22 protein-coding genes and 1 pseudogene are annotated in these 25313 nt (G+C 44.4%); 9 read left to right on the top strand and 14 right to left on the bottom strand.

The window, feature by feature from the left end; genetic code table 11:
* Positions 1–255 precede the first annotated feature (255 nt).
* Positions 256–420: pseudogene (locus MARME_RS22360) on the top strand (IS3 family transposase); the annotation flags it as partial.
* 39 nt (positions 421–459) lie between these two features.
* On the opposite strand, the gene MARME_RS02320 reads toward MARME_RS22360, so the two are convergent.
* The 3 genes from MARME_RS02320 to MARME_RS02310 form a co-directional block, all read right to left on the bottom strand.
* Positions 460–1173 carry a methyl-accepting chemotaxis protein gene (locus MARME_RS02320; RefSeq protein ID WP_041647734.1) on the bottom strand — a complete coding sequence of 238 codons (714 nt, stop codon included), beginning with the start codon at positions 1171–1173 and terminating at the stop codon, positions 460–462.
* A gap of 67 nt (positions 1174–1240) precedes the next feature.
* Positions 1241–1909, bottom strand: a complete 669-nt coding sequence (locus tag MARME_RS02315) for a cache domain-containing protein (protein WP_148230989.1) — start codon at positions 1907–1909, stop codon at positions 1241–1243.
* Positions 1910–2094: 185 nt separating this feature from the next.
* Positions 2095–4038 carry a bifunctional 2',3'-cyclic-nucleotide 2'-phosphodiesterase/3'-nucleotidase gene (locus MARME_RS02310; protein ID WP_013659663.1) on the bottom strand — a complete coding sequence of 648 codons (1944 nt, stop codon included), beginning with the start codon at positions 4036–4038 and terminating at the stop codon, positions 2095–2097.
* A gap of 247 nt (positions 4039–4285) precedes the next feature.
* Between MARME_RS02310 and MARME_RS02305 the strand changes: the two genes are divergently transcribed.
* The 4 genes from MARME_RS02305 (at position 4286) to MARME_RS02290 (ending at position 7844) form a co-directional block, all read left to right on the top strand.
* Positions 4286–4864 (top strand): DNA-J related domain-containing protein, encoded by a 579-nt coding sequence (locus tag MARME_RS02305; protein WP_013659662.1) that lies wholly within the window; start codon positions 4286–4288, stop codon positions 4862–4864.
* A 61-nt stretch (positions 4865–4925) separates the two neighbouring features.
* Positions 4926–6038: a murein transglycosylase A gene (gene mltA / locus MARME_RS02300; protein WP_013659661.1), complete on the top strand. Its 1113-nt coding sequence runs from the start codon at positions 4926–4928 to the stop codon at positions 6036–6038.
* Between the two features lie 92 nt (positions 6039–6130).
* Complete coding sequence (locus tag MARME_RS02295; RefSeq protein ID WP_013659660.1) at positions 6131–6610, top strand: type III secretion system chaperone; 480 nt, start codon at positions 6131–6133, stop codon at positions 6608–6610.
* A complete protein-coding gene (locus tag MARME_RS02290; RefSeq protein WP_013659659.1) occupies positions 6603–7844 on the top strand; it encodes a hypothetical protein in 1242 nt (413 codons plus the stop codon). The genes MARME_RS02295 and MARME_RS02290 overlap by 8 nt, the downstream gene beginning before the upstream one ends.
* A 29-nt stretch (positions 7845–7873) precedes the next feature.
* Here MARME_RS02290 and MARME_RS02285 read toward each other — a convergent pair whose 3' ends face one another.
* Genes MARME_RS02285 through MARME_RS02270 form a run of 4 tightly spaced genes read right to left on the bottom strand, consistent with a single transcriptional unit; the run spans position 7874 to position 10512 of the window.
* Complete coding sequence (locus MARME_RS02285) at positions 7874–8992, bottom strand: energy transducer TonB (RefSeq protein WP_013659658.1); 1119 nt, start codon at positions 8990–8992, stop codon at positions 7874–7876.
* Positions 8989–9420, bottom strand: coding sequence for an ExbD/TolR family protein (locus tag MARME_RS02280; RefSeq protein ID WP_013659657.1), 432 nt, complete (start codon positions 9418–9420; stop codon positions 8989–8991). Before MARME_RS02280 ends, MARME_RS02285 begins: the two co-directional genes overlap by 4 nt.
* Positions 9417–9839, bottom strand: a complete 423-nt coding sequence (locus MARME_RS02275; protein WP_013659656.1) for an ExbD/TolR family protein — start codon at positions 9837–9839, stop codon at positions 9417–9419. The genes MARME_RS02280 and MARME_RS02275 overlap by 4 nt, the downstream gene beginning before the upstream one ends.
* On the bottom strand, positions 9829–10512 hold the full coding sequence (locus MARME_RS02270; RefSeq protein WP_013659655.1) for a MotA/TolQ/ExbB proton channel family protein: 684 nt from the start codon (positions 10510–10512) through the stop codon (positions 9829–9831). The genes MARME_RS02275 and MARME_RS02270 overlap by 11 nt, the downstream gene beginning before the upstream one ends.
* A 169-nt stretch (positions 10513–10681) precedes the next feature.
* Between MARME_RS02270 and MARME_RS02265 the strand changes: the two genes are divergently transcribed.
* Positions 10682–12052, top strand: a complete 1371-nt coding sequence (locus MARME_RS02265; RefSeq protein ID WP_223295003.1) for a DASH family cryptochrome — start codon at positions 10682–10684, stop codon at positions 12050–12052.
* A gap of 114 nt (positions 12053–12166) precedes the next feature.
* Here MARME_RS02265 and MARME_RS02260 read toward each other — a convergent pair whose 3' ends face one another.
* Together MARME_RS02260 and prs are read right to left on the bottom strand one after the other, a co-directional pair.
* Positions 12167–13645, bottom strand: coding sequence for a nicotinate phosphoribosyltransferase (locus MARME_RS02260; RefSeq protein ID WP_013659653.1), 1479 nt, complete (start codon positions 13643–13645; stop codon positions 12167–12169).
* Between the two features lie 26 nt (positions 13646–13671).
* Positions 13672–14502, bottom strand: a complete 831-nt coding sequence (gene prs, locus MARME_RS02255; RefSeq protein WP_013659652.1) for a ribose-phosphate diphosphokinase — start codon at positions 14500–14502, stop codon at positions 13672–13674.
* Between the two features lie 130 nt (positions 14503–14632).
* Between prs and MARME_RS02250 the strand changes: the two genes are divergently transcribed.
* Complete coding sequence (locus MARME_RS02250) at positions 14633–15355, top strand: NUDIX domain-containing protein (protein ID WP_013659651.1); 723 nt, start codon at positions 14633–14635, stop codon at positions 15353–15355.
* 128 nt (positions 15356–15483) lie between these two features.
* Here MARME_RS02250 and MARME_RS02245 read toward each other — a convergent pair whose 3' ends face one another.
* The 5 genes from MARME_RS02245 to MARME_RS02225 form a co-directional block, all read right to left on the bottom strand.
* A complete protein-coding gene (locus MARME_RS02245; protein ID WP_013659650.1) occupies positions 15484–16803 on the bottom strand; it encodes an MATE family efflux transporter in 1320 nt (439 codons plus the stop codon).
* A 73-nt stretch (positions 16804–16876) separates the two neighbouring features.
* A complete protein-coding gene (locus MARME_RS02240; protein ID WP_013659649.1) occupies positions 16877–18124 on the bottom strand; it encodes a multidrug effflux MFS transporter in 1248 nt (415 codons plus the stop codon).
* Between the two features lie 202 nt (positions 18125–18326).
* Positions 18327–19892 carry a cation:proton antiporter family protein gene (locus tag MARME_RS02235; protein ID WP_013659648.1) on the bottom strand — a complete coding sequence of 522 codons (1566 nt, stop codon included), beginning with the start codon at positions 19890–19892 and terminating at the stop codon, positions 18327–18329.
* A gap of 256 nt (positions 19893–20148) precedes the next feature.
* The gene (locus tag MARME_RS02230; RefSeq protein WP_013659647.1) at positions 20149–21069 is read right to left on the bottom strand and encodes a dioxygenase family protein; all 921 of its coding nucleotides are present in this window, start codon (positions 21067–21069) and stop codon (positions 20149–20151) included.
* A 223-nt stretch (positions 21070–21292) separates the two neighbouring features.
* Positions 21293–21748, bottom strand: coding sequence for a GNAT family N-acetyltransferase (locus MARME_RS02225; protein WP_013659646.1), 456 nt, complete (start codon positions 21746–21748; stop codon positions 21293–21295).
* A gap of 413 nt (positions 21749–22161) precedes the next feature.
* Here MARME_RS02225 and MARME_RS02220 point away from each other — a divergent pair, with 413 nt between their 5' ends.
* On the top strand, positions 22162–23649 hold the full coding sequence (locus MARME_RS02220; protein WP_013659645.1) for a cache domain-containing protein: 1488 nt from the start codon (positions 22162–22164) through the stop codon (positions 23647–23649).
* Positions 23650–23679: 30 nt separating this feature from the next.
* Positions 23680–25308, top strand: coding sequence for an EAL domain-containing protein (locus tag MARME_RS02215; RefSeq protein WP_013659644.1), 1629 nt, complete (start codon positions 23680–23682; stop codon positions 25306–25308).
* Positions 25309–25313 lie beyond the last annotated feature (5 nt).

The following is a 25313-nucleotide window of genomic DNA, read 5'->3' as shown; positions in this document are numbered from 1 at the left end:
CTAATACGATACAGACTGGTAATCCTTTCTTTTTTAGCTGCGTTCAAAAGCAGAGGTTAAAGGTAGCTTGCCTCCATTGACTGTATATGGTCTTTCATGATTTTAAAACCATTGTGTTGTACTTCTTTGAGTTTTCAAAGAGGTATTTGCTAACCCATCCATATCTTGCCGTTCGGCTGTAACGCTCAATATTTTTGTTGGGAGTTACTCAACAATTTCACTCATGACAGTCTATGAAGATAGTGAGCCACAGTCGAATGGATACCAACAACTGGATACATGACACAAAGAGAAGCAAAACGAGACATAAGTTTTTATTTGATGGATTACTATTACTGGCGTAGGCCGCATCAATATAACAACGAGATGCCACCTGCAAAAGCAAAGGGTCAACCTAATTTACTGTCCGAAATTAGTTGACCACTACATTTTTAGCCAGTGGACTTGTTCACACCTTTCCTAACTTCTTTTTAACGTGAACTGACTAACACTCTCTTCCAATGTGACCGCCAAGTCCGCCATTTTCACGCTGGAAACTCGTATTTCCGACATCAGCCTTTCGTTGCTTGATGATCCTTCTGTCACTCTATCTAGGCTTGTGCTAATTTCCTTTGCAACGTGACTCTGCGTTTCTGACGACGCAGCCGCATCCAGCGTCAGACGACTGACTTCTTCGACCTGATTCATAGATTGGTGCAAAGAAGAGCTCATTGCGGTAGCGCTTTCCGCCAAGACCTTCACGTTAGCAGCACTTTGATTCAGTGTATTTTTGGCTGCAACAGCCTCTTCCTGCAAACCACGTATGATATTCGCAATTTGTTGCGTTTCATTCTGAGTATTTTGAGCAAGACCTCTGACCTCGTCTGCCACGACCGCAAAGCCTCGACCCGTTTCACCTGCACGAGCGGCTTCGATTACGGCATTAAGCGCAAGTAGATTGGTTTGGTCAGAGATGCCTTGAATGGTATTTATCACGTCAGAAATAGCTTCAGTACGGTCATTCAATCGATCTACAACTTCTCGAGCATTTTGCACTTGAGCCGACACCTGCTCCATTTGTTTGGTTGTTTCAATCAACGCTAATGAGCTACTAGATACCCTTTCTTTGGTTTCATCAGCCGCTTCCGCTGCATTCCTCATGTGAGAAGCATCATCGGTTACGGCCCTCGCCATCGCTTGAATCGACGCACTAATCGGTTCCGTACTGGCATGTTGAATTTGGATATTCTGATTCGCATTATCAGAAATCGAAGCAAGCTGTCGTGCTATCTCTGTTAATGGTGTTCAAATCATCAATCGGGAACTGAACTACCACTACCCCTATGGTTTGAGCATTATGGTGAACAGGGGTTGATAAAAAGCCTGCTGGCGCTTGATACGATGGCAAGTACAAAGAGAAGTCGTTGAATGTTACGTCCTTCGATGTAAGCGCTTGTCGATAGGCATCCGCTAAACCCGACTGACGGAACGGCCCCGATTCCAAAGAGGTTCCAAAATCAATTTCTTTAAAAACACTGTAAACAACATCGCCTGTTGTTGAAATTAAGAACACATCGTAAAAGCCAAACTCTTTTTGAACACGACTTAAATAAGGGTGAACTTGCTTATGTATAAGATCGTATTCAGGGTAAGCATTGGCATCCAATAAACGATCTTTTTCCCCAACGGCATGGCCATTTTTCGAAATATAAGCGGACTGAAGCTGAATGGCCGCAGGAGAAAGTTCTGACACCATTGAACTCGCAGAAAAACGCGCTTGATCTTCGGGCATTAAGCGACTGCCAAACTCCGTTTTATAGAAGTTCAACAAGCTTTCTCTCTGCTCAGAAGAAGGCGATATATTTAAATCACGATAAGCCTTGTCTAACTTAGGTAAGGTATCTTCTACCAAGTGATTTACAGACAGCAACTCCACACTTTTAAATAACGTCCCCAAATATTCATAATATAAAAAATAAATATTAGTAATAACACAGCAACAAATGAGCAACGGCATTTGGTCAAAAATGGCGACAAAAAAGCCGCTTAAAACATCAAAAAAACGTCTTAAGCGGCGTATCGGTGAACAGCTTTAATTCAGTTACTGTAAAGTCGCTACTTCAATTCAAACACGGCAAAACCATTACTGTCTTCACCCACGTATATCATGTTATCCGCGGCCAAATCTTTTGCCTTAGGCGAGGTTGTGAAGGACACTTTTGCATTGCCAAAGTCGGCAAATCGCCAGTTTTGATCAGCGGCAGGGTTAATGGTTTTTTGCGTTAACAGGTAATTCGCAATCACATCGCGGTTTTTATCCGGAGCATCAATGACGGTGGTAGAACCATCTAACGCTGGGAATTTACCACCTCCAGAAGCACGGTAGTTATTCGTTGCAACAAGGAATATCTGGTTTGGATCAAGCTTATACCCATCAAATCGTACATCGGTTATTCGATGGGCATCTGGATTTACAATAACGCCTTCTGAGTCATAACGCGCAGGTTGAGCCACATCGATTTTATAATCAATGCCATCGATAACATCAAAGTTATACGTCGGGAATGCATTATTAACCAAGGCTTGTGTCACATTAACGGAAGGGTCAATTTGATTAAACTGTCCCGCCGCCCGCTCTAACCACTCAACAACTTGAGCACCGCTCAGTTTAACTACTTTCAAGTCATTCGGATAAATGTATAAATCACTCACATTCTTTAATGCGATGTCACCTTTCGGCACATCGGTGAAATATTCTGGACCACCTCGACCACCTGCTTTAAAAGGTGCCGCTGCGGAAAGAATCGGTAAACTCTCATATGAGGTCCCACGCACAATATTTTGGGTATACCAAATTTGCGCATTATTAACGATCTGAATGGAAGGGTCGTCCTGCACAAGTGCAAAAAAGCTATTAATATCAGCGGTCGACTCACCCACTTTGCGTCGCATGTAAGACAGCGTTCCCTGATGCTCCGCTTGAACGGCATCATTGATTTTTTTATCAGCCTGAACCAAGGCGACGGTTTGACGGCCCTCACGTCGAGCGATGGCGCGAACGGCACCGGTTCCGTCCACCACTTGCCAACCACCTTCGTCGGTTGATTCGACTTTTAGGTCAATGATCCCTAAATGAGAACCCCAAAAGCCTGGCATAGTAGCAGGAACACCAAAAACGGTGCCTTTTTCGGAGTTAACCCCTTCAAACGAATCTAGCGCTTTGTCTCCTGGAAAGACGCGATGAGAGTGTCCAAACATAATGGCATCAATACCATCCACTTTCGCCAAATGATACGTGGCGTTCTCTTCACCTTTCTCGTAGTGATTGTTGTACATCCCGCTATGAGGAATCGCTACGATGATATCCGCGCCTTTGCTTTTCATTTCAGGAATGTACTTATGTGCAGTCTCAAGAATGTCTTTCGCAATCACTTTGCCTGTCAGGTTGTCTTTATCCCACGTCATGATTTGGGGAGGGACAAACCCAATGTAGCCGATTTTCAAAGTGTGCTTTTTACCTTGAGTGTCTGTGACGACTTTATCTTTAATAAGGTAAGGCTGAAAGTACGGTTGATCGTTCTCTGGATTATTGTCGCCGTCGTCTGCGTAAACGTTTGCACTAACGTATGGGAAGTTCGCTCCTGCTAAACTCTTCATCAGGAAATCTAGGCCGTAATTAAACTCGTGATTCCCTACGTTTCCGACTTCATAGTTTAAAAGATTCATTGCTTTGTAAGCTGGGTGAATTTCACCAAACCTCAGGACACGTCCCTTCGCGACGTAATCACCTAGCGGTGTGCCTTGCAGTAAGTCACCGTTGTCGACCAACACCGAGTTGGCTGCCTCCGAACGCGCTTGTTTAATCAAGGTCGCTACGCGTGAAAGACCCACTGCATCACTTTGTTTATCCGAGTAATAATCATAATCCATCAGATGCATGTGTATATCGGTCGTCTCCATGAGACGCAAATCTATCGTAGCCGCATTCGCTATGCTAACGCTGCCTAAAACGGAACCTAACACAAGACCTAAACCCGCTCGTTTAACACTTTGCTTCATTGCTCTTTTGCTCCTATACCTTGCCATATTTTATGTTCTCACTCTTATCGGTGAGTAAACATGTCCACTGAGAAACTGAAAGAAATCAGTTAACCATTATGTTAACCATATGGTCAATTACTTTAATTAACGAAAATGTCAGGACGATGACAGGGGGAAAGTTCGCGGACAGGAGCATTTTCACCTACACTAAACGACGCAGGATGCGGGTACATCACACATCGTTGACTGACACGAGAAAAAGTACATGAGAAACCCTCTGATCCGACCGATACTCTCTCAACTCAGGGACCATCCTGATGGCATTTCTGAGTTTGAGCTTCTAAAAAGCTTGAAAGCTTCTCTCCCAGAGCTCAACGATCTCGCCGAAGACCCTAACTTACAACTCTTCCGCCAACACTTTTTAATCATGAATGCTTTGTATCAGTTGCAAACATCCTTGTGGTCAGAAGAGCAACTTCAGTTGGATATCAACCCAACTGTGATTAGGTTACATAAGGTACAGCTCAACCAAAGCACTGGCTCTGCGGAAGTAAACGACAGTGTGGATGCAAAGCTTGCAACCTACTATCTCGATTGGTCGGAATATGAGAATACGGACAAAGAAGAGGTCCAACGCTTGCTCGACAGTTTCTACAATGGCTTAGTCAATGAAGATGAACGAGAAGCAGCACTGAGCACCCTGTGCATTGACGAGCCAACACCGACAAAAGACATCATTAAACGCCAATACCGCAAGTTGGCGCACCAAGCACACCCTGACAGAGGGGGCGATACCGAAACCTTTATTTCACTAAGACAAGCTTATGAGTGCCTAATGCATTGAAATGCTTTACAGTTTAATCCGTATTAAAGATTTTACTTCAACACTAAAAAGCTGAAACGATATGCATACACTTTTAAATCGCGTTCTAGCAGCCGTTGTCGTTGGCTCAGTTCTAACCGCTTGTAGCACTCTTGAAATAGATCCATCTAATGACTTTCCAAACAATGGTAGAGACATTTCCGCACAGAAAAGAGAAGTCCTCTATCTTGAAGAACGGCTTATTCCGGGCATTCCACAACCAGACAATTCATTTCGCGATGGCCTTACGTCGCAAGTTCGCTATTTGAATAAAATCAAAACGCCCGATTATCAATTTGAAAACCTAAGCTTCACAAAATCTGACTTACTAAAAACGACCGAAGAGCTCCAGCGTTGGCTAGAGGATTCTAGCTATCTGCCTAACCTATCCGCGCATCAAATCAAAGGGCAAGACCAACGGGGCAATGTTCAAATTACAGGCTATTACGTACCCGTAATGCAAGTGAGCCATGTTAAAACAGACACTTACCAATACCCTCTTTACCGCAAACCCCAGCCAAACCCTGACGGCAGCTTCCCAACACGAGAAGAAATCGACTTTGAGGGAGCATTGGACGGTAAGGGCTTAGAAATCGCCTACACAGCAAGCCTAGTGGATAACTTCTTTTTGCATGTTCAAGGGTCAGGCGTCATCGAATACGAAGACGGTACACAAGCGTTGCTTTCTTGGGGCGGCGTCAATGGCCACGCGTATCGAAGTTTAGGTAAAGAATTGATAGAACGAGGTGAAATCGATCGCGAGCATATTTCCGCTCAAAGCATTCGACAGTGGCTCGCCGACCACCCTGATAGACTGCGCGAACTCCTTTCCACTAACCCAAGCTACCTCTTCTTTTCAGAAGGCAATACCCGCCCAGTCGGCGCGGCCAATGTTCCTCTTACGCCGCTTTACTCTGTCGCAGTCGATCCCAACGTCATCCCGCTTGGCTCAGTCCTATTGGGCGAAGTCCCCATACTAGATGAGACAGGGCAACTCGTTCGACATGAATTCAGGCTTTTGCTTGCGCAAGATAAAGGCGGAGCAATCAAAGGGCCTGGACACATCGACTGGTACCAAGGAATTGGCGAAGAGGCGCACTTCCACGCAGGCCAATTAAAGCACTTTGGCAGAGTCTGGTTGTTGCTGCCAAGATAAACAAACTTATTCAGTCAATATGGAACCTTTGCTCCGTGGCCTCCACTTATATGCGATCAATATGAGAAGCATATGGAGGCTTAAACTCAAAAATGAACGGAACATGGCATGCCGAACGCCTTTTAAAGGCTCTTTCCTCCCAATATAGAATAACCAACCTTGCACTGGATAACGTAGGCTGTGCAGGGCTTAAACTCACGGATGGAACACATATTCAATTCGAATGTGACAGTCAAAAAAACATCCTCAGAACCTTTATAAAAATCGGCAAGTGCGACGACTTCAACATAGAAAACGCACTCCTTTTTGAGACTCTGCTAACCCTAAATAACACCCCCTCCTCTTCTAAGCTATTGCTAGACGAGCAAAAGGCCAATATCTATTTATCTCAGTCAGAGTACATTCCAGACCTCTCCATTGAGAAACTTGATGCTCTTTTAGATGAAAATCTCACCACTAAAAATCACATCATAGAACAATTAAAGAGAGCAGAACGCACCAACACCCGAACCACACCGTCACAACATCTGAACCTTAACTATCGGAACATCAAGGATCGAATTCATGATTAATACGCAACTTTCAGTCACTACGCAGAGCGCAGCGCAACCGTCAGCACCCACTGAGCAGCCTAACAGTCCGTTAAGCAACGCAACAGCAACGAGCCAACCAAGCATCGCGACCAATCACGACAGCACCGTCTCGAAAGCCGATAAATACGGAGGGGTTGGAGAAAGTGTCACCTCTCACATCGACCCTGCGACTCGATCTCGTGCCGATTCAAAAACGCAAGCGCTTGCGTTAGAGCAAACTCAAGCGGCGAGAAACCTGTTCTATAACCCTGGCCCCATTGCCGAGCAGCAACTTGGGATGGCGGCAAATGAGCTTGGTGAGTTAATGGACATGATGCCAAATGACGAGATGCGTGGTGCGATCAGTGCTCGGTTAATTGGCAACGAAGGTTTAATGAAAGGACAATCAATTCAAGACGTTCGCTCTGCGCTCAGTCGAGTCACTCAAGGCGCTGAGGCGAGTGCAAATGATCGCGGCGCGACCGTTGAGTTAATGGGAGGAATTGGCGCCCTGTTCGCAGATACAGGGGCGACGACGGGCATGCAATCTCGATCACAAAGCCAGTCGGAAAAACTGCGAGACTTCTTGGCAGACCACATCCCACTTCTGTCCGACAGCAACATTACAGAAATGAAAGAGCTAGGCGACTCTAAAGTCACTGGCCCTCTAAAAAGTCAACAAAGAAAGCGCCCGAGTCCAGACGCAGTGCCGAGATTCGGCATGCATGATTTAGGTGCTCAAGCAGACAAGAATCTAGGCGTCTCACCAAAAAACGCTCTTGGTTCTGTGAGTTGGCAACTGGCTACCATAGACAAGAATAAGGTTGCCAGCACAGCAGAACCATTGTCTGGACACATGTCAGGCTCCCCCGCTGAAGCGTTGGCAACCTTTGATGCCTTGCTCGGTAATCAGAATGAAAAGCCCTATGTGAAAGCTCATACACAGACACGTTCTGAAGCGGCTGAAAACCCTTCATATGTTCAAAAGCAGGCCTTTCACAGCCAAGATGAAGCCGACGTTAAAAGCGCAAGAGCAGCTTGGGCGACCGGGTATTTGGTCGCGACAGGATTTCACAGTTCGGTTGAAGTAGCGGAAAGCGCATTAAAGTACTCAGGGCAAAACCCACGCCCTGAAGCGTACTCTGGGACGAGTGATGCGGCAGATTGGTTAGGCGATGGCGCAGCCACCGCGATGATAAAAGAATTGCATGAAAGTCACAGCAAAACGCCCTAATAAAATTAGGGCGTCTTAATAGAAAAACGTTATTTCTGCTCAAATAAAATAGGGATCGTAAACGACAATTCATTCTTTGAGAGATCACTCGGGGGAGCGGGAAATCTAGAGCGCTTTACCGCTTTCAACGCCGCTTTATCAAGCCGGCGATAACCCGATGACTCTCGAACTGAAGCGCTTACCAACTCGCCATTTGCATCAAGCGAAAAGGCCACTTTCACGACTCCTGTTTCACCACGACGTTGTGATGCTCTAGGATACTTTTTGTTTTTCGCTAAAATAGCCATCAACGTACTTTTATACGTTGCAATGGCACCGGGACTGCCTCCAGAACGACTGGACACCCCTGATCCTGAAGACGCTTTTAGTGACTCACTGTTGCTGTTCGTCGCAACAGAAGACGACCCTTCCGTACTAGGCGCTGAAGTCGCAGGTACGGGAGTGGCTGGAACGTCCACAGGTTCATTACTTGTAATGACCGCCTCAACAACCGGTTTTTGTATTGGCTCTGGCTCTGGCTCTGGCTCTGGCTCTGGCTCTGGCTCTGGCTCTGGCTCTGGCTCTGGCTCTGGCTCTGGCTCTGGCTCTGGCTCTGGCTCTGGCTCTGGCTCTGGCTCTGGCTCTGGCTCTGGCTCTGGCTCTGGCTCTGGCTCTGGCTCTGGCTCTGGCTCTGGCTCTGGCTCTGGCTCTGGCTCTGGCTCTGGCTCTGGCTCTGGCTCTGGCTCTGGCTCTGGCTCTGGCTCTGGTATTAGTATGTCGCTTTCTTGCTTGGCAACAACTACTTCTTCTGGAATTATTTCAGGCTCAATTGACGCAACAATTGGTTCTGGTTCTGGTTCTGGTTCTGGTTCTGGTTCTGGTTCTGGTTCTGGTTCTGGTTCTGGTTCTAACTGAGGCTCTGGAGGTTGCTCAACCTCTTCAACGTCTGTTTCTTCTACAACAGGTTCTTCGCTAATGTTTTCTTTAGCAACGGTTGTTTCGGCGCTGTCACCTAAGTCCCCCACCATGCCCAAACCAAACTCAATACCTTGAGTACCCGGTGCGACGCTACCTTCTTGCTGAGGGTTGTAGAACGCAAGGTAAAATGCACCCGCATGAAGTGATAGCGCAGCGGTACTTGCCAGCACCCAGTGACCTTTTTTGATCATTGAGCACTCCGGTTCAATTGGGTCGCAATGCTAACTTTCGTTAATCCAGATCGTCGAATTTCGGTGAAAATAGGCTTTAATGATTCGATAGAAACCTCGCCGTCTGCTTTAATTTGAACCCAAAAGCCCTCCTGATCGGGACTTTCTTCAAACGCGCTTTCTAAATATGATTGCAGTTGACCGGCGTCGAACAGCGTGTCATTTACGTAGGCTTTCCCCTCCCCAACGACAATCACGACATTTGGCTCAGTTTGAGCTCGCGCTTCGTTAATCGACACTGGCGGTTGGACTTTAATTGGATCAGATTTCTTTATTTGACCAGCAACCATAAAGAATACAAGCATTAGGAACACAACATTGATCATAGGAATCATATTGTCATCGCCACCCGCATCTCGTTGTTCGACGAACTTTTTACCTATGTTCATTTCGTCTCCTTAGACGAAAATGCATTTGCGATGGAAATATTTTCTGCGCCCAATAGCTTGAGCTGGTCAGCAAGCAACATAAGGGACTGCAATGTCACGCCCTCTTTCGCTTTAATCGCAATGGTTTTATCTTGATTTTGTTCAACCAAATCAGACATTTGTGAAGCGTTATCAATCACAAACAGTTGATTTTTAAATAAGACACGTCCGTCGTTTGATTCGAGTGTTAGTACGGCCACTCCCTTTGGCTCTGCATCTGCCTTTGGTGCTGAAGACACAGCAAGCGGTGTATCTACGATCCGCCACGGGACAAAACTAGATGTCAGCATAAAAAACAGAAGTAAGATAAACACCACATCAATCAATGGCGTCAGACTTATCCCTGTTTTTCTTTTCGGCTGCTCTAGGTTAAGCGGCATGCTTAACCTCTTTTTCGTTCTTCTGCAAAGAAGCAACTCGATTTAATTCGCGAGAGGTAAACACGCGTGTCACGGCATCATTCATATTGTGCGCAACACGCTCAACCTTACGCTCTAACCAAGCGTGTAACGTCATCACAGGCACAGCAACCGCAATACCGACCGCCGTTGTCAAAAGTGCTTGCCAGATACCACCAGACAAAACAGATGGATCGACCTGACTCCCCGCACCTTCCATTTTTTGAAACGCTGCGATCATACCTAAAACGGTACCTAACAAACCCAGTAAAGGGCTAAGGGATGCAATAATTTCAAGCGGACGTAAAAAAGATCGTAAAGTATGAAGTTGTTTCAACGCGAGACGTTCGGTTTCTTCTCTGACTGTCGCAAGGTCCATAGATGCATTTTGCAACGCTCTTATGGCAAAAGACACCACACCGTCGATCGGACGTTGTGGGCGCAAGTTTTTGATAGCGCCATCAAGGTTATCCTTACGCCACGCGTCAATTGCTTTGTCAGCCGTTTTTGTGCTTTCAGCCTTCAGGCCAGCAAACTGAATCACTTTCGCCAGTACAATCGTCAGGGCGACGACAGAGAATCCAAGAAGAATCCACACAACCGGACCTCCTACTACCAGAAAGTCGATGATTTTTTGCTGTGCTGTGGGTTCCATGATGATCTCCGGAAGCTCGTATTTATATTACACAAATGATATTGATTCTCACATTTATTTTCAATATAAACATTGTGCAAGCTTGCCAATTAGAGTGAACTTTTTCCCCTTTTGAGCCGTATTCCCCACATCGAGCAATAATAACAATACGTGGAGTCGGAAAATGTCGATGGGAATAATATGGTTTGGTGACGACCTTCGTATTAATGACAACAGTTTGTTGTATCAAGCCTCCCGAGAGGTAGACCGTTTAATCTGTCTTTACTGCTCCTCCCCTGACGATAACAACGTCGATAACTCAGATCCAATTCGGTCATCGAATACACCGAGCACATTCGATAATACCAGCATCAAACCATCGGAACATCGGACGCTATTTCGTCATATGGGAGCGTTAGATTTAGACCATAGCCTACGGCGTTTGCATAATAAGTTATGGGTAAGTTCAAAGAACGCTTCCGCTACGATTGAGTTCTTAGTATCAAAGTATCCGATCACTCATATTTACCGCCATCATCACGCTGGGATAAATGAAGCAACGACGCTCACCAAACTACAAGCTCGTTACACAGATATCCGCTGGATAACAGAATACGGTCTAACCCTGTTTAGTCGTCATGCCTTGCCTTTTTCTCTGAATGAATTACCAGAAAGCTTTACAAAATTTCGTAAACTCGTTGAAACGATCGATGTTCCAAAAACCATCAAAGCCGTCGATCGATTGCCGCCACCCGTTGCGATAAACAGCCCTTACGTGAAAACATTGCCTCACACGTCATTCGCTTTGGATGGCTCACCCTTTGTTGGAGGGGAATCATATGCCCACGCCCATCTCGCCGACTACTTTTCAAGTGGTGCAGCCAGCACATACAAAGAAACTCGAAATACAATGGATGATTGGATGTCGTCTACCAAGTTTTCACCTTGGCTCGCTCAAGGCGCTATTTCCCCTCGACAAGTGATGAACTCACTGGCTTTTTATGAATCACGCATGGGCAGTAACGATTCAACTTACTGGATCTATTTTGAGTTACTCTGGCGAGAGTATTTCCAATGGTATTCAATGAAGTATGGCGCACGTCTATTCAGCAAAAGCGGCATTCATAATAAAACTCTCAACAGCAGTTTTTACGCTGAGCGATTTCGAAAGTGGTGCGCTGGCAGTACTCCATTTCCAATCGTCAACGCAGCGATGAAACAATTGAACACGACAGGTTACATTAGCAACAGAGCCCGCCAGTTAGCTGCGAGCAGCCTTATATATGACTTAGAAATCGACTGGCGGTACGGCGCCACCTACTTCGAATCGCAGCTGATTGACTTTGATGTCGCGTCGAACTGGGGAAACTGGCAATACATTGCGGGAGTCGGAGCAGATCCAAGAGGAGGACGCCACTTTAACTTGGACAAACAAACTCAACTCTATGATCCCGATAAAGCCTTCATTAACAAATTGCAGGGCGATAGTGAGGACTCACAACTAGATTCTGTCGACGCAGCTGATTGGCCCATCTTTCCAGATGAAAGCAAAGGATTATAAGTGATGCCCTGAGCCTCCATCTCGTATCAATTTACGCTCAAGAACCAGGTGCCTTTATAAACAAAGTTCACAAAGGCACTCACTTTAAAGAACTAACCATAACAATCGAAAGAGTTAGCTTGCCAACCGCTCTCTAATGTCCGTAAGAGATTGCTCTCGCACTAAAGCTCCATCTTTAAAAACAGTTTTAAGCTCACCTTGTTTTTCTTGATCGAACGATTGCTGGTCAAAAAGTTCAAAACCCTCGCCCGTCTTTTCGACTCGTAACAACCCCCTCGCAGACTTTTTCGTGCCACTATCCGTCACAGGGTCCTTAAAGATTTCTCTTCCTTCACCATACACTTGTCCCCAAGTCGCTTTCATCGCAAACCCAAAATTATCACGAGTTAAATATTGATAAGTGTAACTTCCTATTCCTAGAACAATATTGCTCGATGCAAAACCCTTTGCTTCCATTCCATTAAGAATAGCTCGTGCTCGTTGAAGTGTAATAGAGTCACCATATATCAAGCCCACTCTTGGATTTAACGTCTTATAGCCTTTATCAGTAATATCTCCACCGAAAATATCCCACAAACATTCAACCGCCCCTTTATACTCGGGAGAGCCTGGTTCAGCGTCAGGATCACCACAAATAATTTTTACTGGATCACCGCTATCAGGCCTAAATACTACCTTTGCTAAGCCAAGAGCATCTTCTTCGCGAGCAAGAATAGTATCTTTCAAGTCCCTCGCGTAAGACGTTATTACCTGCCAAAAATCCCAAGTATCAGAAACGATACTGACTACACCTCGAGGGTATAATTCCGCAATTAAACGACGGAAAGTATCAACTTCTCCACCTTGCGTTCCCATACACATAACACTATGTTCTGTCGCGGGAACCGATACGCCAATAACACCTTCTGCGTTGTAGTAGTCTTCTGCATAATCGATAGATGCTACAGAATCTGTACCAATAAAGCTCGTTAAGTGCCCTAAACTAGACTGAGCGGCATCTTCAATACCACTCATCCCCCTGGAACTGAAGTCGTGACCTTGCAAGGGAACAAAGTCCGCAGGAGCGCCAGTTCTCTCAGCAAAATTCATTAAAAGACACTTGTATTCATAGGCAATCGTAGCCGTAGTGCAAACTTTCCAAACATCTGAGCTTAAACTTGTTTCTAAGTAGTTCGTTAACCAATAGAACGCCGGTAAAGTATTAACTATAGTAAACATAGGCACTTTAATATTGACCCGACTTCCTTCTGCCAACGCTTTGATTTCCACGGGCAAATACCCTAAATCATGCAACGCTTCAATGTGATCAACCGGAATAGCACCTTCTCCTAATGATCCGTCCATCCTACGCTTATATTTAGCGACAACTTTCTCTTTTGGCTGATTGAAAAAGTTCTGATTCCACGCCTCTATTAAGAAGCGTTTGATATAACCTTGCAGGCCAACAAATACAACCCGATCGTCAAAGCTATCTAATACTGGTGCTAAACGAGATGACCTAGGTGTGAAGTTAGAATATACATACTCAGTTCCTTCTGGATATTGGCGTCTGTGGTCGGCTTTGTAAAAATCGATTGCGCTTAATGGGTTCATAAGAATCTCCTTTTTCTGTTACTCAATTAATAATTAATGATGCTAAGCTTTGAACTTTTGAACGCCCGCTCAAAACTACTACTGGTGTATATTTCATCGATCAAACCATCAAAAACTTCTAAGCCTTTACTAAAAATGCCGTGAGTCACATACAAAACTACTCTGTCAGCTCCTTTCTCTTTTAATTGCTCCGCGATTTTGATGAACGTAAATCCTCCATCGCAGATATCGTCCGTGATTACAGCCACTTTGCCATCCAACGACTCAACTTCAACTTCCGTCTGAGTAATTCTTCCGCTACTTGGGTCGCGCTTTTTGTAACACCGAACCATCTCTGATAAAGCAAAATACTCATTTATTTCCCGGCAACGCGTTACGGCCCCTTCATCGGGACATATCAAAACGCTGTTGTCAGCCTTTAGCAGAGCGACTAAAGAATCGCTCGCTGCAATAATTTTTGCAGGAATTACATTATTTGCTTTCGTTAAATCAATACCTTTTTGACTATGACAATCCCAAACCGTAATGCTATTGAAGTCCATGGATTGTAATAGACCTGAAAAAACCTCTAACGAAAATGCCTGCCCATCTGCACAGACCCTGTCTTGGCGCGCATAAGGTAAATATGGGATTACAAGGTTAATCAAAAGCTCCCTACTAAATTGGTGACGAAGCGCATTTACTAACAGCAGTAAATCGATGATCTCTGTTGCCGTTTGAATGCGAGCCTCAATGTCAATCTGGTTCACAGGGGACAAAAAAACTGTTGGCAACTGAATGTGTCTCTCACCACCAGAAAACGTTAAAAAAGAAACATCCAATATCTCATTCTGATTTGTTTTTACTTTAAAACTCATTGTGAACCCTCCTCTTACTTGGTATTTCAATATAGTGTCCCAAGGACACTATATATGTCAACAAAATTTTATGTCTTAAAGACACTATTTGATATAATCAAAAAATAATACGCATTTATGGTGAGGAAACATGCAAGAAACTGAAGCTGACTTTTTACAAATATATGATCGCAGAGATTACTTATCCCCTTTAGTAACCGTGGATGCAGCTATCTTTACCTTTCATAATGGCGAGCTATTTGTACTACTCACAAAACGAAGCGAACACCCAGAAAAAGATAAATGGGCTTTACCAGGTGGGTTTGTCGATGAAACAAAAGACACCTCTATTGAAGACACAGTGCAGAGAAAGCTAAAAGAGAAAACAGGGATAGAAGCGCCGTATGTCGAACAACTTCAGACTGTAGGAAACAATATAAGAGATACTCGAGGCTGGTCCGTAACTGTAATTTATACGGCCTTGGTTGCCTTTCAAGATTGTCAAAGCTATGTAGAAAATATTTCTGAAGCGTCTTGGATTTTGTATAGCGAAGCGATAAGTATGGACGTTGCCTTTGACCATAGAGAAATAATGCAGGCTGCAAGAGAAAGGCTAAAGCAAAAAGCCTTATATTCGATGATACCTGCCTATGCACTGCCAGAAGAGTTTACTTTGCCCGAACTACAAGCCTGCTTAGAGGTACTGATTGATAAACCCATCCAGAAAAAATCGTTTAGAAGGCGTATAGAGCAAGCGAACTTAGTTGAGGAAGTTGGGCAAAGGCCAGCTTCAGGAAAAGGACGCCCGTCTACTAGCTATAAACTAAAAGCTAACGCAAAAGGCTTTAATTTTATTAGAAATTTAGAAGCATAATAAGAAGGTATGCCGTGAACACTAGTCACTAGTAAGTTGTGTTCACCCTCAGGCTCCGAACTATTTGGATAACCTACGGCTTATCGAAGAAATAGGGTACTGATTAACAATACCGTCCTTTGCCCAGCCTACGGCATGCGCAGCTGCTTAATCGATGTTTTGTAGATGCGGTGAGCACAGATCCCAGCCAGAATATTACCCACAAGAACACCAACAAACATGCCTTTAAGTTCGGCTATTTGAGAGCCGATCCACAAGCAAGGTAAAAAGAAAACAAACAAGCGCAACGCGGATATGATAAGTGCTCGATACGGTTTGCCTAAGGCATTACAAATACTGACCATGATCATGCAAACACCCAGAGGCCCCAAGCTAATGGGCACGATCAGCAAGTGCCAATGAAGCACGTCACCGACGGCGGTATCGCTGGTCATTGCAGAAGACAACAACCCCGACATTGCAAACGTTAACAGCGCAACAGCAGACTGGAACACCAATAGAAAACGTATCGCGATTTTAATCACGTGCTCAATATCATCAAAGGCTTTCGCACCGAGCATACGACCAACCATTGGAGGCATCGACATAGTAAGCGCTAAAGCAGTCACAATAACGAAAAACTCAAAACGAGAAGCCAGTGCCCAAGCTGCCACTGCTGTTGCACCAAATCCGGCGACTAGCTTAGTTGCAGCCATAGACGACACGGAAGGCAATAGTTGGCTCACCATCGCGGGTCCCATAATATGACCCACTTCAGCCAACGTCTTTATGATATTCAAATCGCGAAAGTTAAATGCCAACCAATGATTAGCAACCACTTTAGGGACAATCACGACAATGCCGATTGCGAAAGAAACAATGGTCGCCATTGCCGCGCCTTCTAACCCAAACCCAAACGTAAAGATGAAAATGGGATCAAGAACAATGTTCAGCAGGCTTGTCACAACCATCAAGGCGCCGGGCAACATAGTATTCCCGTTAGCACGACAAATACTGTAGTAAAAATAGATAAATGCGCCGAATAGCGCACTCAACAACCACCAAGGCCAATACGAATTTACCACAGCGTAAACGTTATCTGGTGCGCTAAGCAGGCCAAGAATAGGGGCTGTCAGTAACCATATCAACACGCAACACAAGGCCACCGAAGCGGTCCCAAGCAATAAAACCAGTCCCGCCAACTGTCTCGCGTAGTCTTGCTTTTTGGCACCAAGCGCCTTCGAGATCATCGATGTCATCGCGATACCCAATCCAACTTGAACGCCAATAAGCACCAGTTGAATAGGCATAGTAAAGCCTTGTGCGGCCAACGGTAAAACACCAAGCTGGCCAATAAAGGCACTGTCCACCAACTGAAAACTCATGATAGATAGCACGCCAAACAGCATGGGCCAAGTCATGGAAAAAAGCTGTTTTCCGAGAGACACTTCCGATTGTTGTGAAGCCATAGTTAGTCGCGTACCAAATTAATTGTTTTGTCTTATTTTAGCGTGCTGCGCGCGTGACCCTAATCACAAACGTTTAGGCGTCCGTTGCTTGATAGGCTTGACGATATCGACCACCGATATACAGCATCAGCAGTCCAGCACTTGAAAAGGCAGTGAAGCCAAACGCTAATGGCGTCACGCTACCATGATAGAACTGACCAACCGTCACAGAAGCGGCTATCGCTACCACACTAGAAAGAGACGAAATAATAGAAGCCCCTAAGCCTGCCATTTTCCCCAGCGGCTCCATGGCCATCGCGTTCACATTACCAAATATGAGTCCTTGGCAGAAAAATACAATCATCCCACCGAACATAAAGAGCCAAAAAGGCGGTTTGCCGCCAAAAAAAAACGATATGGTCAACAAGCCAATGGCGGCCGATAACATAATGCTTAAGGCGGTCGATGCTAATCGTTTTGTTCCAAATTTGCGTACAATTCGGCCATTTAACAAAGACGAGGCGCCCATCGCGACCGCCATCATAGCAAAGTAGAATGGAAACTTATCGCCAACGCCATAAATGTCCTGAAAAATAGATTGAGAGATGCTGAGATACAACATCATGCCGCTGAATAGAAACCCAGCTAAGACAGTGAACGACATCACATCGCCACGTTTTACAATGTGCTTGGCGTCTTTCAAAATACGAGCAAGATGGAACGGCTTACGCGTCTCAGGCGTTAACGTTTCTCGCTGTCGTATAATCAGCCATACTGTACCAATAAAGGCCTGTAAAATAGCGGCGACAAAAATCCAACGCCATGACCCAAGCGTCATGATTATTTGTCCAAAAAGCGGTGCAAGCATCGGAACCAAGATAAAGACCATCATGATGAACGACATCATGCGCGCCATTTCCCGTCCACGATAGAGATCTCGAATCAGTGCCCGAGACGCTATTTTGGGGCCAGCGACACCAAATCCTTGAATAACACGTCCCAACAACAACATTTCCATGGTTTGCGCAAACGTCGCCATGACACACCCAACGATATAAATGGCCACGCCAATGACGATGCTCTTTTTTCGACCTATCGCATCCGACAGTGGGCCAAATAGAAGCTCACCAAACACCATACCAAGAACAAGTGCAGAGATAATCCATTGTGTTTTTTGGTAGTCGACCACCTGCAAATCGGTTGCTATATCTCTAAACGCAGGAAGAACAGAGTCCACGCTCAACGCAGTTAAGGAAATAATAGTCGCAAATAATGCGATAAACTCTTTCTCGGACAGTCGCTTCAACGGATTATGTGTCGCTGCCGCATTCGGATCACTCATTTAATTACCTGTGCAATGTGTTTCAAAAAGCGGCCTATCATATCGTGCTTTCTATTACATGAGAGCACATGAGAGATAAAAGAGATAAAAGAGATAAAAATTATGTGATTTATACTCTTTTTTCCTCTTTATTTGTCATCCTCTTTTTAGCTGGGTGTTGTTCCCCGTTGACCACTCTTCCCATAACCCGCTTTTATAGGTTCTAACGTTTTATAAGCGCAAGACTCTCTTCCGCAAAACCTGTACCGGCTTCAGTATAGAAGTTAAAGACGTTATCGATACCGGAATCTATCAACGCATCTCTTTCATCTTGATAGCGCGCAATCGCCGCCACTTGCCCATGATACCCAGCACTACGAAGCTGCTTAGTGATGTTTGCGCTGTCTTCTGCCAACGGCAACGCAAGCAATATCAGCTTGATGCCTTTTGTATCTAAGTGCTCCCATAAGTCCAAGTCTTCACCGTCGCCATAGAATACATTTTGGTCATCTTGCTGCATTTTCTCGATTCTAAACTGATCTGCATCCATTCCGGCAACACACGCCCCTTCCATAACCCGCAGCGACTCGTAAGCTCCACGCCCTACTCGTCCAAGACCAACAACCAGTATTTCGGTTCCTGTCGGTTGAATAAAGGTATCCGCAGGTAAGCACTGAGACTTTTCGAAACGTCGAATACGCTTTTTATAATGACCATAGATTTCATGAGCCTGACGATACAGCACACTGGTCAGTACAAACGAAAAGGACACAGCAAGGGCGAGAATCACCAACCACTCTTTCGCTAACCAACCACTTTGAACACTCAGCGCGACGACGATCAAACCAAATTCACTGTAATTTGAAAGTGCGAGCGCTCCCAAGAAGGACGTCCGACCTCTCAATCGCAGCGCGGCGAATAAACCGAAAAATAGAGCAAACTTAAACAGAATAACGACTGAAATAATCAGACTGAGTCCGAGCATTTCCAAATTTGGTAAAGCACTGAATCCAATCGATAAGAAAAATCCAATTAAAAACAGGTCTTTAAAGTTCATGAGTGACTTGTTTAACTCGGACGCTTTAAAATGAGACGCGAGCAATATTCCTAATACCAATGCACCCAAATCGCCTTTCACTCCGACGTAAGAAAAAAGCTCGTACCCTCCCAACGCCATAAACAACCCCGTCAGAGGCAACATTTCTCCATGACCAGATTTTTCCAGCAATTTATGCAATAAGGGACGTAGCGGAATCAGGGCAAATAGAAAAACAGCCCATAAGGATGGAATTTTACCGGTCGCTAACACTAAAAACACAACCGCTACGATGTCTTGCATAACCAATATGCCTAAACACAACTGACCATGTCGTGTTTTCATCTCGCCAGACTCTTCCAGCAACTTCACAATACAGACCGTACTGGAGAAGCTTAATGCAAAGCCAATCAATGCGGCTGATTGAATATCCAATACATCAAAATAACCAAGTCCGGCAGTACCAATACCCAGCGAGAAAAGGCCGACAAGAATGGTCCATATTCCCATATGACTGAGTGTTGAGGCCCATACTTCACGTTTTAACAAATCAGCCACGTGAAGTTTTAACCCGATACAGAAAAGCATTAGGGTAATACCAAGGTCTGCCAAATCCGTCAGGAAGTCACTGGGTTTCATCCCCATAAAATTCAAAACGAATCCAGCGACGAGAAAACCGATCAGAGGAGGTAAATGAATTAATTTGGCACCCAGCCCACACACGAACGCAAATAAGACCCAGACGAACTCCATACTGCTCCTCAATACCCTCAATAGATAAGAAATAAGAATGAATCAGTGTACGTGGAAAGTGTGACGAAATTAACGTTTCGCGGAGAAATTAAAGTAAATCAATGTAACCATGCGCAATATAAGAGAAGCCCGACTAAGCGGGCTTCTCTTAATTAATGCTAATGCATTAAGTTTCGGCAAGTACGATGAAAGGTACTTTAGGAGATATTCTGTGAGGTACTATGAGCACTACTATGAAAACGACAAGCAAGCCTTCTTAGGTCAACTGGATCGTTCCGTAGGCCAACATCGTATTGTCTGAATTTTGCTCAGTTGTCAGCAAGAAGACGTCATAATCGCTTGCAGGAAAGACCGTATCGGTTCCTCCTGACAAAGGCGTATCCTGATCTCCTCGGCTGCTATACAGATCGTGTGATGTGAAAATCTGTGTCACTAGATCGTCAGTGAAGCAGAACTGAGTTACCAGTGTACTTTGCATATCTTCACTCGTGATTTGAACATGTATATGAACTGTTCGACCTCGGTACCATCCAGGGAAGCAAGATTTAAAGTTCACTCGACCACTGTCATCTGTTACGAGTTGACCACGATACCAAGTACTCGCTAATGCATCGTCTTCATTATTGGTACAAAACCCTGTATTAAAACTGCTAGCATCGTCGCTGTCACTTGTGTCGCCCGAATAAATACCATCGATGTCACAATGCCATGCTTCAATCGTATAGTTTTCCAAAGGCTCACAATTGCTATCAATCAAACGTAAGCAAAGTTGCATTGGCAACCCTGATAAACCAAGGGAAATGTCCTCTCCGGTAGAGTCTTGAAAATAACATGGGCCTTCGGTCGTTGACTGCGTCAAAGACACCTGACACGCGGAACTGCTTTCAAAAAGGCTATCATCTGGGTAATCGACCGTAATTAAGTCGGTGGTGCCTGATGCCCATGTGGAAGTCGAAGACGTACTCGTTGAAGAGGCTGTCGTTGACGAGGTAGAAGATGTGGCACTTGACGTTGAGCTACTGTCCCCTATTCCAGAACCGTCACAACCACTGATTCCCGAAACAACCGAGGCTAGCGGCACTAACCCTAACGCTTTAACGAACTTACGACGCTCCAACAAAAGATTCTTAAGATCTAGCGCCTGACTTTTTCCTGAAACACCCTTTCCATTTGACATTTTTTCTCTCCTGCAAACTTACGAATGATTACTCTTTCGGTAACCTGTTCGTAGATTAGCAAGACAAGTTCATGCTGAATGCGGGGGCGAGGTAAAGGGTTAGCAAACCTTCTGTCAGCAAGCTAAAGGCACGCTTACAAACCTCGCTAAAACTAAAGAAAGCGAAAACATCATCCACATTTGGTCGCAATAAAGCGGAACAAGGGGAGTTTTCAGGTGTTACTTAAAGTACCTTATTCATATAAACGCTGTACGGATCTTCTTCATAGTTTGCAAAGGGCGGACAATACTCAAAACCTTGAGAAAGGTAGAGCTTTTGCGCTGGCAAAAAAGGCTCTGGCGTGCCAGTTTCTAAACTCAGCAGGTTGTAATTTCGAGCCTTCGCTTCGTCAATGATGAACGCAAGCATCTTTGATGCGACGCCACGTCGAAGAAACTTTGGGGAAGTCCGCATGGATTTAATTTCAGCATGACGCGCATCCAACTCCTTTAAGGCGCCACAGCCAGCCAGTTCATTATCGATCCAAACGGACCACAGCGTGATACTGGGATCTTTCATCTCTTCAAGGTCTAAAGCATGAGCACTTTCAGGCGGACTTAAAGACAACATACTTTCGTGATGGAAGGTAAGTAACTCTGTAATGTCATTACTTTCTAGATTATCGACCTGTATACGCATTCTCTTCTCCTTTACTCCCTTGCACTCGTTGAGGCCTGCCCCTTTTTGGTCTCGACACCTGATAACGAATTGCTGTCGGCTTAACATAAAATCGTAAAAAATATTCGACCACGCACATGCAGTCAAATACCACCGATAAAAACTAACTTACTCAACCTTTAATAACATTGTTAAAACATTGTTTTAACGTTAAAAAACATTATATCGATTGTCAATTTGATATTATAAGCACACGTACACAGCCAACCATTCAAGCAGATATAAACACGTCGATTCTAAAAAATAAATTCATAGTATGTTTGAATTAATTGATAGTATGTTCTAAAAATATAGTTCGTAGGATATGTGCTTCAGAAACACCTATTCACGACATTTAACCCGAAGTGAACTTCGTAAAATAGGCAATATAGAACATGAAACTTTCTCGACTGATTAACTTAATCACTGTGATCATAGCGGTTGGAATGGTTGTGTTTTGCACCTTGATGTTCCAAGCGTCAAAAAACAACCTAATCGAGGCAAGGAAGCATGAAGCAACGGAACTACTCAGATTCGCGAAGCAACTCGCCGAATACGAAATAAACCGATTCGAACGAGGTGAGCTATCAAAACCAGAAGCGGAATTTGAAATAGCGACCCTATTAAGCAAATTTTCAAAAGGCTCTTCCTTTATTTGGGCAAACGATCATAACGCCATTGCTAGGGTACATGTAAAAGACGATGTCATCGGAAAATTTCAATCGTCTTATGCGAAGTACATATCGGCTTTAAGAGACAATGAATTTCACTTTATCATAGGTGAAAGCCGTAAACCCTCCTCTGACGAGTTGTTCTTAAAGCTGAATACTATGACGCTTATTCCTAAGTGGGACTGGATGATAGGTTATGGCCTTTATATGGATGAGCTAAACGTGCAAGCGTGGGAGCTATCCACACCGTATTTTATCGCCGCTTTCTTAACCCTTATGTTAATGCTCATTATCGTTCGAGTTTTATTAAGTAGAATACAAAAATCGATCGGAACAGAACCCTATACATTAAAACAACACATTGAAGGCATGGAGCGAGGCAATTTAACCCACGCTTTTTCCAGTGTTGCAAAAGACAGCATTCTAAGCGCCTTAACGCTGTTAAATAAAAGCCTGAATGGAACCTTTTTAGACCTACGCAACAAAGCAAGCAATCTAAACAATGACGTAAAATTAAGTGAATCCAGCTTAGAAAAATTATCTCAGAGTATTGATAAAAATAGACGTCACCAACAAGAGATTCGTGTCTACTTAGAAAAATGCAGTGTCGCTGGAAATGAATACACGGACCTTATCGCAACACTCGCTCCTGTAACGGTCAAACTACATGAAAGTGCTAAGCAATGCTTTACTGACTCTGAACGCAGTGACATCGCGTTGTCGGATCTACGTGCGTTAATCAACGAAAACAAACAACGGTCTGAATTTCTAAAGCGTCTATCCAGTAAGTTGCTCGACACGATTACACAATTACGAGAATCAAACACGTCTTACGAAGGCAGTAATGCAAACGCAGGGTTAATTCATCACTTAGAACACCTTGTTAATGAAGAGCTCAGCGAACTGGACTCACTTTCGCGAGCCTTTCTTTCGGCCGAGGAATACCTCAACTTCGCTTTGGATTCAGCGTTAACTGAAAAAGTCACACAAACATACAAATCGTCGACCAACATAATGCAAGTTTGCCAGGAGTTTAACGCGTTCAAAGACGCATTAGATAACAACCATAAAACAAAAATTCAAATGATAGAGCAATTAGAAAAAGACTTAATTAGTTTGGCAGAAGAAAATGAGAAACTGACTACCCTCGTCCAAGGTTTAGGAAGTACCTCTCAAAAACTGGAAAACGACTTAAGCTCATATAAGCTTTAGATTCAACAATACACTCTGGGGTTGTTACTTTTGGGCTACATTAAAAGTCAGCTAGTAAAATTTGGGATATTTTTATCCTACTTACCAAAGCCTTCTTGGTCATCCACGGCTCTGGTAAGTTTGATCTGTATCTTTGTTATTTTAAACACAGCGCACTTTCGTACTATTGGCGATGAGTTTATTTCTTTAAACAAATACGCTCATGATGTAGCCCTAAGAAACCAACAAGTTAGCTTTCAGGCACAAAAAGTACTGGCACTTGCCTCCGAACTATCCGACCAATCCTGCGATAATAATAACTTAAATCAGCTACGACGCATTCGCGCACGCTATCACTACATTGAAGACGTTAGCTATACACAAAACAACGCGATCCACTGTAGTGCCGTTTGGGGAAAACTAGACTCGCCATTTCAACTAACAGCACCAGATTCAGACGACGCGAGTGGAGAAGGCTTGTCTTTCTGGCGCTCAGCGGACTATCTCACCGGAGAGTTCGAGCAACGGACACTGCTAAAAATAAAAAATGTCATCGTCGCGATATCGCCCGCCGCATACTTAGACATTAACCGACGGTCCACAAAAACAGGAGTAGTGATGTACAACGACAACACTGGCTTTGTGTATTTTACCTTAGACGATATGCCATCCGACTATGTCGCCAAAGCCATTAATCATGAGGCGTCATTTAAAGATTGGCTTCCTCTGCCAAATGCCATCATCACTGAAAAGCGCTGTGATCACTCCAGAAATTTTTGCTCTGTCGCTATCGATAGAAAACTAGGCTTATACGCAAAGCCCTTTACCTACAGCGCCTCGCTCGTGGTACTGGGCATTATCGTCGGTATCGTCCTATCTTTTGTTATCCAATATAGGAAGTTTGCGCCTAGGGCATTGCTCAGCAAGCTGCGTTTTGCCATAAAGCGAGAACTCGTTTTTCCACTGTATCAACCCAAAATACACTTGCAATCAGGACGCATTATCGGGGTGGAAGCCTTGGCTCGCTGGGTCGATGACACAGACGGTTTTATTTCACCGGATACATTTATCTCCCTTGCAGAACAAAATGGCGACATACTAAAGCTCACGAAAGTCATCGTTCGTAAAACGCTAAAGGATTTACACACATTCCTAGAAGCCGATCGCTCACTGTCAGTCAATATCAACGTCGCTGCTAGCGATCTAGGCGAACTCGACTTCTTTGACTTTATCTACCGAGAAATGAGTCTATACAACATCCACAACAATCAAATCGTCTTTGAAGTCACCGAGCGCTCAGCCATGGATCATGACGTGCTCATTAACTCTGCGAAACGACTCACTCGCGATGGCTACAAACTTTCATTGGATGATTTTGGCACCGGCTTTTCGAATCTGTCTTGGTTGAGCTCTTTGGAGCCAGATGAAGTCAAAATCGACATGATGTTTACCCAAGCAATCGGCACCCAAACGGTTAATCAAATAACGCTTGATGGGATCTTCCAGCTTTTAGAGGCTTTGGATACGTGTGCAGTATTCGAAGGAATCGAAACAGAAAAGGAATTAGAGTACATTCTGAGCCGCTCTCTAAACTCTAATGGACAAGGTTGGTATTACAGTAAAGCGGTTGATAGAACAGAGCTGAGCAGAATGCTAAAAGAACAGCCCTATTTAACGTAGCGACT

It is taken from the genome of Marinomonas mediterranea MMB-1, from assembly GCF_000192865.1.
In the GTDB taxonomy this organism is placed as follows: Bacteria; Pseudomonadota; Gammaproteobacteria; order Pseudomonadales; family Marinomonadaceae; genus Marinomonas; species Marinomonas mediterranea.
The sequence above is the reverse complement of the archived record's forward strand: the minus strand, read 5'-3'. Positions and strand labels throughout refer to the sequence as shown.